The 12,461-nt window shown below is 64.9% G+C and carries 13 protein-coding genes; 9 read left to right on the plus strand and 4 right to left on the minus strand.

Annotated features, from left to right (window positions below):
* Positions 1–50: 50 nt before the first annotated feature.
* The 3 genes from FQP90_RS19570 to FQP90_RS19580 are packed head-to-tail and all read right to left on the minus strand — an operon-like array spanning position 51 to position 3,060.
* Positions 51–872 (minus strand): ABC transporter ATP-binding protein, encoded by an 822-nt coding sequence (locus FQP90_RS19570; RefSeq protein ID WP_144652734.1) that lies wholly within the window; start codon positions 870–872, stop codon positions 51–53.
* Positions 869–1,924, minus strand: coding sequence for an iron-enterobactin ABC transporter permease (gene fepG / locus FQP90_RS19575; protein ID WP_144652735.1), 1,056 nt, complete (start codon positions 1,922–1,924; stop codon positions 869–871). The genes FQP90_RS19570 and fepG overlap by 4 nt, the downstream gene beginning before the upstream one ends.
* Positions 1,921–3,060 carry an iron chelate uptake ABC transporter family permease subunit gene (locus tag FQP90_RS19580; RefSeq protein WP_144652736.1) on the minus strand — a complete coding sequence of 380 codons (1,140 nt, stop codon included), beginning with the start codon at positions 3,058–3,060 and terminating at the stop codon, positions 1,921–1,923. Before FQP90_RS19580 ends, fepG begins: the two co-directional genes overlap by 4 nt.
* Before the next feature lie 58 nt (positions 3,061–3,118).
* Here FQP90_RS19580 and FQP90_RS19585 point away from each other — a divergent pair, with 58 nt between their 5' ends.
* The gene (locus tag FQP90_RS19585; protein WP_439898660.1) at positions 3,119–4,186 is read left to right on the plus strand and encodes an ABC transporter substrate-binding protein; all 1,068 of its coding nucleotides are present in this window, start codon (positions 3,119–3,121) and stop codon (positions 4,184–4,186) included.
* A 221-nt stretch (positions 4,187–4,407) separates the two neighbouring features.
* On the opposite strand, the gene FQP90_RS19590 is transcribed toward FQP90_RS19585, so the two are convergent.
* Positions 4,408–5,040: a uracil-DNA glycosylase gene (locus tag FQP90_RS19590; RefSeq protein ID WP_144652737.1), complete on the minus strand. Its 633-nt coding sequence runs from the start codon at positions 5,038–5,040 to the stop codon at positions 4,408–4,410.
* A 409-nt stretch (positions 5,041–5,449) separates the two neighbouring features.
* On the opposite strand from FQP90_RS19590, the gene FQP90_RS19595 reads away from it, so the two are divergent.
* From FQP90_RS19595 to FQP90_RS19630, 8 genes are all read left to right on the plus strand, one after another.
* Positions 5,450–6,091, plus strand: a complete 642-nt coding sequence (locus tag FQP90_RS19595; RefSeq protein ID WP_244296874.1) for a SipW-dependent-type signal peptide-containing protein — start codon at positions 5,450–5,452, stop codon at positions 6,089–6,091.
* A gap of 3 nt (positions 6,092–6,094) precedes the next feature.
* Positions 6,095–6,754 (plus strand): SipW-dependent-type signal peptide-containing protein, encoded by a 660-nt coding sequence (locus tag FQP90_RS19600; protein ID WP_144652738.1) that lies wholly within the window; start codon positions 6,095–6,097, stop codon positions 6,752–6,754.
* Complete coding sequence (locus FQP90_RS19605; protein ID WP_144652739.1) at positions 6,751–7,275, plus strand: signal peptidase I; 525 nt, start codon at positions 6,751–6,753, stop codon at positions 7,273–7,275. Before FQP90_RS19600 ends, FQP90_RS19605 begins: the two co-directional genes overlap by 4 nt.
* Complete coding sequence (locus tag FQP90_RS19610; protein WP_144652740.1) at positions 7,265–7,936, plus strand: hypothetical protein; 672 nt, start codon at positions 7,265–7,267, stop codon at positions 7,934–7,936. Before FQP90_RS19605 ends, FQP90_RS19610 begins: the two co-directional genes overlap by 11 nt.
* Positions 7,933–8,463 carry a hypothetical protein gene (locus FQP90_RS19615; protein WP_144652741.1) on the plus strand — a complete coding sequence of 177 codons (531 nt, stop codon included), beginning with the start codon at positions 7,933–7,935 and terminating at the stop codon, positions 8,461–8,463. Before FQP90_RS19610 ends, FQP90_RS19615 begins: the two co-directional genes overlap by 4 nt.
* 195 nt (positions 8,464–8,658) lie before the next feature.
* Positions 8,659–9,948, plus strand: a complete 1,290-nt coding sequence (locus tag FQP90_RS19620) for an adenylosuccinate synthase (protein ID WP_144652742.1) — start codon at positions 8,659–8,661, stop codon at positions 9,946–9,948.
* A gap of 169 nt (positions 9,949–10,117) precedes the next feature.
* Positions 10,118–11,575: an MFS transporter gene (locus FQP90_RS19625; RefSeq protein WP_144652743.1), complete on the plus strand. Its 1,458-nt coding sequence runs from the start codon at positions 10,118–10,120 to the stop codon at positions 11,573–11,575.
* A gap of 10 nt (positions 11,576–11,585) precedes the next feature.
* On the plus strand, positions 11,586–12,458 hold the full coding sequence (locus FQP90_RS19630) for an SMP-30/gluconolactonase/LRE family protein (RefSeq protein WP_144652744.1): 873 nt from the start codon (positions 11,586–11,588) through the stop codon (positions 12,456–12,458).
* Positions 12,459–12,461 lie beyond the last annotated feature (3 nt).

Here is a 12,461-nt window from a genome sequence, read left to right on the forward strand (position 1 = left end):
CGACGGCGACCCTCACCAAAAGGCGAGGGTCGCCGTCGTCGTTAAGGGCGTTAGTCCGTGACGGCTGAGTGCCGCGGGCGTCCCAGCGGAACCACCAGCGGCGTGTGCGTCACGGGGTCGTCGATGATCCTGCAGGCCATCCCGAACACTTCCTCCACCAACGACTCGGTGATGACGTCGGCGGGGGCACCTTCGGCCACCACCACGCCGTCCTTCATGGCGATGATGTGGTCCGCGTAGCGGCTGGCGTGGTTGAGATCGTGGAGCACGGCAACCAGTGTGTGGCCCTTGTCCAGGTTGAGCTCGCGGAACAGTTCCAGCAGCTCGATCTGGTGGGCGATGTCCAGGAACGTGGTGGGCTCGTCCAGGAGCATCAGCGGGGTCTGCTGGGCGAGCACCATGGCCACCCATACGCGCTGCCTCTGGCCGCCGGACAGTTCGTCCACCAGCCGCCCGGACAAGGCCGCGACGCCCGTGGCTTCCATGGCGTCAACGACGGCGGCCTCGTCGGACTCGGACCATTGCCGCAGCAGTTTCTGGTGCGGGTAGCGGCCGCGTGCCACGAGGTCCGCCACGGTGATGCCGTCGGGAGCAATGGAAGATTGGGGGAGCAACCCGAGCCGGCGCGCCAGTTCCTTTGCAGGCAGCGATGTCACGGATTTCCCGTCCAACAGCACCTCTCCGCTGCGGGGCTTGATGAGCCGGGCGAGGGCACGCAGCAGCGTGGACTTGCCGCAGGCATTCGGCCCGACGATCACCGTGAACTGCCCCTCGGGGATGCGCACATTGAGGTTTTCGGAGATGATGCGCTGCTCGTAGCCGATGGTCAGGCCTTCGGCGTGGAGCTGTGGCGCGGCAGTGGTGAGGCTCATGATTTCCTTGCTTCCCTGGCCAGCAGCCAGACGAGGTAGATACCGCCGATGCACACCGTGACAACGCCGACGGGCAGTTGGATCGGAGCGAAGAGACGTTGCGCCGCGAGGTCGCTGGACACCAGCAGGAAGGCGCCCATCACCGCGGAAGGCATCAGGGTGATGCCGGCACTTCGGGTGAGTCGACGTGCGAGTTGCGGTGCCGCGAGGGCCACGAACGCGATGGGACCGGCCACTGCAGTGACGGCAGCCGTCAGCGCAACGCCCAGGATGAGCAGGAGCAGACGGGTCGGCTCCGCCCGGACGCCCAAGGCGCGGGCGGCGTCGTCGCCCATTTCCAGAAGCTGCATCCGGCGCGCCACAGCCAGCGTGGCCAGGCCCACCACAACAACCACGACGGCGGCAGGCGCCGCTTGCTCCCACGTGATGCCGTTGAGGGACCCGGCTCCCCAAACGGCTGCCGCCAGGGCGGCCTCAAGTTCGGCCTGCAGGATGAGCCAGTGGTTCAAGGCGGCCAGCATCGCACTGATGCCGATGCCCACGATGATGAGCCGGAAGCCCTGGGAACCACGGCGGTAAGCCAGCAGATAGACGGCCAGGGCGGTGAGGACGCCACCTGCAAGGGCGCCCGCTGCGATGCCAAGGTAGCCGCCGCCAACGGTCAGCATCACGATCAGCGCGCCAGTGTAAGCACCCGTGTTGAAGCCGATGATGTCCGGGCTGCCCAGCGGGTTGCGGGTCATGGACTGGAAGATGCCGCCGCTCATACCAAGCGCCGCACCGAACACCAACGCCGCCAACACCCGGGGGAGGCGCCACTCCATGACGATGGTCTGGGCGAGTCCCGGAGCATCGCCCGTAAAGGCTTGGAGGACCTGCGGCACGGAGACCTCGTAGTCGCCGGTGGCCAGTGAGGCAACGGCAACGGCAAGCGCGGCCAGGATCAGTGGAAGGCAGACGACGATGCTGCGGAGATCGAACCGAAGGCTCAGCGAACGGTTGCGGACCACGGCAACAGGCCGGCCGAAGTCGATGGAGTCCAGGCGGCTCATAGCCCGCTCACCTTCCGGCGGCGGGCCAGCGCGATCAGTACCGGCGCACCAATGAAGGCCGTCACCACACCTACCTGCAGCTCACCGGGCGCGGCAACCCGGCCGACAACGTCCGATACCAGCAGCAGGATGGGGGAGAGGATCACCGTGGTGGACAGGATCCAGCGCTGGTCCGGACCCACGATCCACCGGGCCACGTGCGGAATCATCAGTCCCACGAAGCCGATGGCCCCGGCCCCGGCGGTTGCTGCGCCGCTGAGGAGGGTGATGGCGACGACGCCCAGGATGCGTGTGCGGTTGACGTTGGCGCCGAGGGAGGTGGCAAGGTCGTCGCCCAATGCCACGGCGTTGAGTCCGCGGACACAGAACAAGGCGACCAGGAGCCCCGCGCCCATGAACGGCGCCACGGTCAGGACCGACTCCATGCTGCGGGTGTCCAGCGAACCGATGCTCCATGATCGAAGGTGGTCGAAGGCCTTGGGATTCAACAATGTGAGCCCGGAGCCGATACCGGTAAGGACCGCGCCCAGGGCAACTCCGGCCAGTGTCAGCCGGATGGGATTCACCACGTTCCGGCCCGAGGTACCGATGAGGTACACGGCCGCCGTCGTAAGAATGGCCCCCGCAAAAGCGAACCAGATGTAGCCGCTCAGCGATCCGATGCCGAAGACGCCAATGGCCAGAACAATTGCAAACGATGCACCCGCGTTGACCCCCAGGATCCCGGGATCGGCCAGCGGATTTCGTGTGATGGCCTGAATCAGCGCCCCGGCTACACCCAGGGCAACTCCGACGGCGATCCCCATCAACGTCCTCGGCAAGCGGCTTTCGAGGATGATCGCGTGATCGGCGGTGTCCTGCGGGTTGGTGAAGGCTTCCAGAACGGTGGACGCCGGGATGAACTTCGCTCCGACTCCCAGGCTCAGCACCACGGCTCCGAGAAGGACTGCCGCCGCGAGGACCAGGAAGAGGATCCGCCAGCGGGATTTAGTAACGACGCCGGAACGTGGGGCCGTGCTGTCGGCTGGCGGGGCGGTGCTTGCTGGCTCGCCGGCTGGTGGCTTGGGAGCAGGAGCCATCAATGGGGACACAACAGGGACCGTTCCGGAGAGGTGGGGCAGTAATAAGACGGCCATTCCGTGACGGTTGTCACAACGTCACAGAAGTGTGCCTTAATTAGGTTAGCCTTACCCAGTGAAAAATGACGATTTTGAAGTAGAGCCGCGCAAGGCTTCCCCCCATCGCAAAATTGCAGTGCGCAAACTCGCGATGAAGGTGGCCGGTGCCGCCGTCGTGGTTGCCCTCCTCGCGGGCTGCGGTACCAGTGGTGGCTCCGGTTCCACTGCCGGCAACGTTGATGTTGCCACGGGCGGCTCCAAATTCACCACTGCCGACCAGGAAACGGCCAAGCTCGGCACGGACGCTGCCCCCGGCGTTTTCCCGCGCACCCTTAAGCACGCCAACGGCGAAACCACGCTGGAGAAGAAGCCCGCCCGCGTGGTGGTCCTCGATACCGGCGAACTCGACGACGTCGTGACCCTCGGCATCACGCCCGTGGGCATGGCCACTACCGAAGGCGCCAACCCCGTCCCCACCTACCTGGCCGACAAGGTCAAGGATGTGGCATCGGTGGGAACCATCCAAGACCTCAACCTTGAAGCAATTGCGGCGCTGAAGCCGGACCTCATCCTGGGCAGCCAACTGCGCGCCGACAAGCTGTACAAGCAGCTGTCCGCCATTGCCCCCACGGTCTTCAGCATCCGCCCGGGCTTCCCGTGGAAGGAAAACTTCCTCCTGGTGGGCAAGTCGCTGGGCGAGGAAGACAAGGCTGTGGAGGCTCTCAACGACTACCAGGAGCAAGCTGACGCCCTCAAGAAGGACGTCCAAGGCGACCCCAAGATCTCCCTGGTCCGCTTCCTGCCGGGCAAGATCCGCCTGTACGCAAACAAGTCGCTGATCGGCGTCATCCTGAAGGACGCCGGCCTGGCCCGCCCGGAAAACCAGAACATCGACGAACTCGCAGCCGAGATCTCGGCCGAGAACATCGAGCAAGGCGACGCCGACTGGATCTTCTACAGCAGCTACGGCGATCCCGCAGCCACCGGCGAGACGTCCGTGGTTGAAGGCGCGGTCTGGCCCAAGCTCGGTGCGGTCAAGTCCGGCCAGGCCAAGGCCGTCAGCGACGACGTCTGGTTCCTCGGCCTGGGCCCCACAGGCGCGCAGCTGATCCTGAAGGACCTTCGCAGCATGCTGGTGGGCTAACGCCACCACCCCAACACAAGCACCCCAACAACGACGGCGGCCCTCACCGGAATGGTGAGGGCCGCCGTCGTCGTGTGCGTTGTGGGGCCTTGTCTGCGGGGTTTCCCGGGGGGATTGGGGCGCAAAGCGGGCCCCACAACGAAGGTGTGTGTTGTGGGGCCTTGTCTGCGGGGTTTCCCGGGGGATTGGGGCGCAAAGCGGGCCCCACAACGAAGGTGTAATCAGGCCTTGCGGGGAATGCCCGTGCGTGCCATGGCCTCGGCGTAGGCGCCGTGGATGGCGTCCAGGTATTCCTGCTGGCGGACCGGAGTGCCGGCGAAGGAACGGCCGCCGAGCGAACGGACCTTGAAGGTCTTGAAGCCGCGGCGGGCAATGCTGGCCGGTGCGGCCTTCATGAGCTGGTCGGCGAGGCGGTGTGCTTCGTTGCCGTGTGCCACCAGGGCCGAGGTGCGCGGCAAGAGCTGGAGAAGGCGAAGCAGGGGCTTGAGGCCCTCGGTGATGTTGGCCGGAGTCAGTTTGCCCGGTTCCTCGTTGGGTTCGATCCACGGGTAGGCGTTCCACGGCATCATGAGCTCGGGACGGAGGCCCAACTGCCACTGCATGCCGAGCATGCGGGTGTTGGCTTCGTCGTCACCCGGGGTGATGAAACCCTCGCCGGTGTTGGTGCGCTGGTTGGAGAAAAGGCTGACGATGCGGCAGTCATCCATGCTGTGGGCGGGGTCGATGTAGAGGACCTCGCTGCCCGGCTTCTGCTCCTTGATGGAGTCGCACAGCTCGTTGACCTCGGCAATGTGCGGTTCGTAGCGGCGGTTCCAGAGGATTTCTTCGGGTGATTCAGTCGCCAGTTCTTGCATCAGGGGTTAGGTCTCCTAGGTGTTACAGCGCACCATTCCAAGGGGCCGCGGGCATGCCGCTGCCGAACCTCAAAGGGTGCTGTTGGGGGCTAACTAACCTTACCGGACTATGGGGGCGAACGGGGCCCGGTGCGGCGCGCCTCCGAATGCGACGCGGCGTGTTGCCCGGGAAACGTGTCGGGTATCTCGACGGCGGAGTTGTTCGTCGCGAGGCCGCTCATGCTGAACAAGCTGCAATTCGCAGCGGGCAGTATCCGGCGGAAATCGGGCCGTGCCCCTGAACCCGTTGACTTTGTGGCGCGGGGATGATGGGTTGAAGTTATCGGTTTTGGGGGAAACCATCCGGGGACCCCCACCTCCGGGCTCCGATCTTTCGATCGACGGCATCACATCTATCGTGGGGGTAATAGTGGTTGCATCAACAGAAACATCCTCAGGTTCATCCTCAGAAGCGGATCTGGAGCGGGGCAAGGGCAGCCCCGGAAAGGCTCCCAGAGTCCGCGCTATCCTGGCCGGTGGCCTGGTCCTCGGAGTTGGTGCGGCGATCACCCTGGCCGCGTGGAACGATTCCGATTTCGCGCAAGGCACCTTCACAGCAGGCTCCTTCAACCTGCAGGGCAGTACCAACGGAACAACCTTCACGGAGAACCCCGTGGGCTCGCCGGCCACGTTGGGCTTCACGACGAATCCTGCGAACTTGTCGCCCGGTGACGTGGTCACGGCTCCCTTTGCCGTCAGGTTGGACGGAGCCTCCACGTACGATGCCACCGTCACCCTGTCCACTGAGGCCTCCACGGGCTCGCTGGCGGGCTTGACCTACGAGCTCACCCAGTCGGAAGATTTCGGCTGCGCCGAGACCGTCACGGAGACACTGGTCACTGCCGGACAGACGCTGGGATCGACGCCGGCAAGTGTCACTTTCGATCTGGCCCAGGGAGCCGGCACCGACCCCGGAGCCCCCGTGAACCTCTGCTTCAGGGTCACGGCGGGCGCGGTTGTCCAAGCCCAAACAGGGTCCACCACCTGGGAATTCGCCGCACAATCGCAGTGATCCATGGGTCGTCGACAAGCCAAGACCAAGCACGGTGCGGCGCTCCTCCGCATCCGTGCGATCCTCGCCGGAGCGTTGGTGCTGGGACTCGGCAGCACGGTGACACTGGCGTCGTGGACAGACAGTGACTTTGCCGCAGGGTCGTTCGGGGCCAGCGTGTTCGTCACGGAATCCAACGTCACCAAACCCTATGACGCCCAGGGAACATGGAGCCCAAACGACGCATCTCCCGGGGCGGCGCTGGTGTTCAATGCCGTTTCCATGAGCCCGGGCACAGTTGTCTACGCGCCCTTCGCCATCCGGACCAAGGCGACGTCGATAGCTGGCGAGGTTGTCCTGGGTGTTCCTGTGGTGACCAGCAGCGGCATCGGAACCGCAGACCTGGGGGCGGCGCTTCGCTACCGGGTGGTGCGATCAGCCACCTGCGCCGCGTCTGCCTTCACAGGGACGCCTGCGTTTGTGGTGGGTAGCGACGGAGCCAAGCCGTTCACCTCGGGCCAGGCGGCCGGCGTCGTGAATCCCTTGGCGGCCGCTACGGCCACGCTGCCCGGGGCGCCGACGCAATTCTGCTTTGAGGTCACCCTGCCGGTGGGCGCCAACAACGCCCTGCAGGGCCAGACGGCCACCGCTACCTGGCAGTTCACTGCCACCTCAAGCACATGAACCGCCGTCCGCTCAGCGGCCGGCTACGGGAAGCCCTGCTGAATATGGCAGCTGCGGGCGGTGCCGTGTGCATCCTTGCCGTTGTCTGCGCACTCCTGTTCAACATCACGTTGGTCATGTTCAAGACGGGTTCCATGGCACCAGCCATTCCGGCTGGATCACTCGCCGTGGTCCGGGAGATCCCCGCAGCCGAGGTCACCATTGGCGACGTCGTGACCGTGGACAGGCCGGGAAAGCTCCCCATCACGCACCGGGTCCAAACAATCGGGCCCGCGGACGGGGCAGCACGGACCATCACCATGAAAGGCGACGCCAACACCGAATCCGACCCCGCACCCTATGTAGTGCAGCGCGTACGGCTGGTTCTCTGGTCCGCGCCCGGACTCGCCTATCCGCTGACAGCGGCGGCCAATCCGGTGGTCCTTGGCGCCACGACTGTGGCGGTGTCCGCCCTGGTGACATGGGTCCTGTGGCCCCGCCACGCGCCGCGGCGGAGGAGCGGGCAGCACGTTGCGGCGTAAGGGGGTTTGGGCTTCAGGGCTGGCAGGCGTGCTCCTGCTGGGTGCCGTTCCCGCTTTCGGGGCGGACGGGGAACCTTCCGGTTGGTTGGAGCTCGACGCCGGTCCGGCTGGCCAGGTGCACCACCTCACCCCTGGCGGGAGTGCGGATTGGGCGATTGGCATCCGCGCGCCGGGTGAAGCGGCGGGCACGCTGGAAATTTGGCTGGAGCCAGGCGCCAATGACGACGCAGGACTCAGGAAGTACCTCAGCGTTGAGTTGCGTGCGTGCGATCAGCCCTGGTCCGGCGGCATGTGCCCGGGAGGTCACCGGAGCCTGCTGGCGCCCACAGAGTTGAATCGGGCCGAAGGCCTGCGAATGAACCTCATGGAACCCGGATGGGCCGTCACCAGGGGACAGTACGTTCTGGTGACTGCGTGGCTCGCAAAGGACGTACCGCAGGAAATGCGGGGGAGTCGGATGAAAATCGTGGTGGGCGTTCGCGGCTCTGGAGACGGTGCCTCCGGGGACGGCGCCTCCGGTTCGGTCCCGGCGCAGCCAACCGGGCCGCCGTCGAGCATTTTGGCTGAAACGGGAGCCAGGCTGGGCGGTTTTGCGCTCCTCGGTTTCCTTGCCGTGGCGGCCGGGTTTGGATTGTCGCGCCTGCGGGGTGCAGGCCCATGAAAAAGGCCCCGAAGAGGGTCCTGGCGTCTCTTGGCGCCCTGCTGTTACCGCTGGTCTTGCTCTTCACGGCCTCGAGCCCGCATTCCGTGACTGAGGCAGCGTGGCAGCGGGACGAGGTTGTGCGCGGCAGCTTCGGGACCATCACCATTCCCCCTGCCACGCTGAACGGCCCATGCGAGTACCACCCGGTCTTCCTTGGGGTTGGGGCGTACGTGCGGGTCTTTTGGAAGCCACCGGCCGGCTATCCGAATCTGACGGACACCGTCATGGACGTTCACCTGGTCACGGCAGGTTCCACGGTGACCACGTTGCAGGGCTATCCGGGGCCGTCCAACACCACAGGATCACCGGCCGGCTACACCACTGACATACCCGCAACGCTGTTGGGTGGCCTCCTGGGATTCAACACCCAGTTCAACATAGATATCTTCACCTCAGCCAACGGTTGGAGGTCCACGCCGGTGTCCGTCCGGGCAAATGCGGGGATCCTTGCAGGCATCGGGGGATCGTGCACCAATGTGGCGTAGCAAACTTCACCGAGTGGTCCACCACTGTGCCTTGACACAAGAGAAAGCGGCGCCATCGGCTAAACTTGGCTGGTAAGAGCCCCGAACTCTTGCGCATGCCAGCCCTTGTGGCAGGCTGCACCGGTAACGTCGGGGCATTCTCATGTACGGCGCCTAGCCATCTCGGCCTGGCCCGAAAGAATGGGGGAGGATCCCATGCCCGCTATCGTGATCGTCGGAGCCCAGTGGGGCGACGAAGGCAAAGGCAAAGCAACCGATCTGCTCGGTGGCCGCGTTGACTACGTGGTCAAGCCCAACGGCGGTAACAACGCCGGGCACACCGTGGTTGTTGGCGGTGAGAAGTACGAGCTGAAGCTCCTTCCCGCGGGCATCCTGAGCCCCAACGCCATTCCCATTATTGGCAACGGCTGCGTGGTGAACCTCGAGGCACTCTTCCAGGAAATCGATGGCCTCGAAGCCCGCGGTGCGGACACTTCCCGCTTGCGCGTCTCGGCCAACGCCCACCTGGTAGCCCCATACCACCAGGTGCTGGACAAGGTAACCGAGCGCTTCCTCGGCAGCCGCGCCATCGGCACCACCGGCCGCGGCATCGGCCCGGCCTACATGGACAAGGTGGCCCGTCTGGGCATCCGCGTCCAGGACGTTTTCGACGAGTCGATCCTCCGCCAGAAGGTGGAAGGTTCGTTGCGCCAGAAGAACGAACTCCTGGTCAAGGTCTACAACCGCCGCGACATCGTGGTGGATGAGATCGTGGACTACTTCCTGTCCTTCGCCGAGCGGCTTCGCCCGCTGGTCATCGACAGCACCCTTGAGCTGAACAATGCCCTGGACGAAGGCAAGGTTGTGCTCATGGAAGGCGGACAGGCGACGTTCCTGGACGTGGACCACGGCACTTACCCGTTCGTCACCTCGTCCAACCCCACAGCCGGCGGCGCTTCTGTTGGCTCGGGCATTGGCCCCACCCGTATTTCGCGGTCCATCGGCATCATCAAGGCGTACACCACGCGCGTTGGCGCAGGCCCGTTCCCCACGGAACTCTTCGACGAAATGGGCGTGTACCTGCAGAAGACCGGTGGCGAGTTCGGTGTGAACACCGGCCGCCCCCGCCGTTGCGGTTGGTACGACGCCGTCCTGGCCCGCCACGCTTCCCGCGTCAATGGCTTCACGGACTACTTCGTCACCAAGCTGGACGTCCTCACGGGCATCGAGCAGATCCCGGTGTGCGTCGCCTACGACGTTGACGGCGTGCGCCACGACGAAATGCCCATGACGCAGACCGAGTTCCACCACGCAGTGCCGATTTTCGAGTACTTCGACGGCTGGACCGAGGACATCACTGGCACCCGCACCCTGGAGGACCTCCCGGAGAACGCGCGCAACTACGTGCTGGCCCTCGAAAAGCTCTCCGGTACGCGCTTCTCGGCCATCGGCGTCGGCCCGGACCGCGACCAGACGATCGTGGTCCACGACCTGATCAACGACTAGCTTTTACTGAACTTCGACGACGGCGGGTCACCTTGGTTCCTTACGGAACCGGAGGTGGACCGCCGTTGTTGTTCCACGGTCGAACGGCTCGTGAATCCGGGACTAATTCGCCGACATGCGGGGTTACGCCATGTGGAACGAAACCGGTGATGACGACGGGACCAGAGACATGACGACAGCAACTGAAGAAGGAGTCGGGTTCCGTTCCCGGCGCGGACCAATCCTTATTGCACTGATGCTCGCAACGGGCTTGGTGGCGATCGATGCCACCATAGTTGCCACGGCAGTGCCTTCGATCGTTGAGGACATTGGCGGGTTCGCCTCCTTCCCTTGGCTGTTTTCCGCCTACCTGTTGGCGCAGGCCGTTTCAGTGCCCGTTTACGCCAAGCTCTCGGATGTCCTGGGCCGCAAGCCGGTGATCCTGCTCGGCATCGGCCTTTTCCTGCTCGGCTCGATTCTCTGCGGAGTGGCGTGGAGTATGCCGGCACTCATCGCGTTCAGGGTCCTTCAAGGACTTGGGGCGGGCGCCGTCCAGCCTGTGGCGATCACGATTGCCGGCGACATCTACACGCTTGCCGAGCGTGCCAAAGTGCAAGGCTACTTGGCCAGCGTGTGGGCTGTTTCGTCTGTCGTGGGACCAACGCTCGGAGGCCTTTTCGCGTCCCTTGGCATCTGGCGGTGGATCTTCCTCATCAACATTCCGCTGTGCCTCCTGGCCGCTTGGATGCTGATCCGTACCTTCCACGAGAACGTTGAGCCTACCAAGCACCGGATCGACTACGTGGGCGCCGGGCTCCTGACCATCTCCTTGAGCCTGCTTATCCTCGGAGCCCTCCAGGGCGGCCAGGCCTGGGCTTGGAATTCGCCCATCAGCATCACGGTCTTCGCCGTGGGAGCTTTGGTCTTCGTCGCGTTCCTGCTGGTCGAAAGGAAGGCCGCAGAGCCGGTGCTGCCGCCCTGGGTGGTCTCTCGCCGGCTCCTGGCGACGACGGCGATGGTCGCTTTCGGTGTTGGTGCGGTGATGCTTGGGCTTACTTCCTACGTCCCCACGTTCCTTGAGGGCGCCTTGTCCACGTCACCTCTGCTCGCTGGCTTGGCCCTGGCAGCCCTGACGCTGGGCTGGCCGATCAGCGCGTCGCAGGCCGGCCGGTTCTACCTTCGCATCGGCTTCCGTAAGACTGCCATTATCGGCATCCTGATCACCGTCATTGGCACCGCTGTCCTTGCCTTGACTGCCTCATCCCCCAACGTCCTCCTGGTGGCCGTGGCGTGCTTCATCGTGGGACTCGGCCTGGGGTTGGTCGCAACGCCGAGCCTCATTGCCGCTCAGACCAGCGTGGAGTGGAACGAGCGCGGCGTGGTCACCGGTACCAACCTCTTTGCACGCTCCATCGGCAGTGCCATTGGTGTGGCGGTTCTTGGCGCAGTGGCCAATGCCATTTATGCCAACGGTCCCAGCGGCGGCCCGGATCCGCAAACCACGGTGCAAGCGTCCGGAGCCGTCTTCCTGGCTGTGCTGGCCAGCGCCGTCCTCACTGTGGCAGCAGTCCTTGCCATGCCGGCGGAGAGCAAAGCCGGAACCACGGAACCAGCCAGGAATCCCAGTTCGGAACCTGCCAACGACTAGTCTCGAACGCATGGACGAACTCATCACCGGCACCTTGGAGAAGTTGTTTGAAGGAACAGTCTGGGCCGAGGGCCCGCTCTGGGTTCCGCAGTCGCAGACGGTTCGCTGGAGCGACATCCCCAACAACCGCATCCTGGAGTTCAACCCCGCCACAGCGCAGACGCGCGAGTACGCCACCGCCGTCGAATACACCAACGGGCGGACCCTGGACCACGACGGCAGCGTGGTGCAGTGCAGCCACGGCCGCAGGCGCGTTGAGCGGGATCACGACGGCGTGGTGACAGGCATCGTCGACTCGTTCGGTGGCCATCGGCTCAATTCGCCCAACGACGTGGTGGTGGCGCGGGACGGCACAGTCTGGTTCACGGATCCGCCGTACGGGATTCTGCCGGGGACCACTGAAGGGTACGAAGGTGAGCAGGAATATGATGGCTGCTTCGTGTTCCGCTTCGACCCCATCACGGAAGAACTGACGGCCGTGGTCACGGACCTCATTCACCCCAACGGACTGGCGTTTTCCCCGGACGAATCGCTGCTTTATGTGGCGGATACGGCGGGACCGGGGCTCGGGGTACCGCTCAGGATCGCTGCCTACCCGGTCGACGGCGGCGGGTGCGGGGCTGGTGGGACCTTCGTTGAGCTGGAGGACGACGCAGCCTCGGACGGATTCCGTGTTGACGTCGAAGGGCGCGTGTGGACGTCCGCGGGGTCGGCCGTGCGCGTCTACTCGTCCGACGGCGAGCTGCTGACCGCCGTCGACGTTCCGGAGCGGGTTTCCAACGTGTGCTTCGGCGGGCCTGATGGCAAGGACCTCTACATCACGGCGACTACCAGCCTGTACCGGCTCCGCACGTCGACGCGCGACTCTGCCAGCCGGCACTAACCG

Origin of the sequence: Paenarthrobacter nitroguajacolicus (assembly GCF_007786235.1) — a bacterium.
Lineage (GTDB): Bacteria > Actinomycetota > Actinomycetes > Actinomycetales > Micrococcaceae > Arthrobacter > Arthrobacter nitroguajacolicus_A.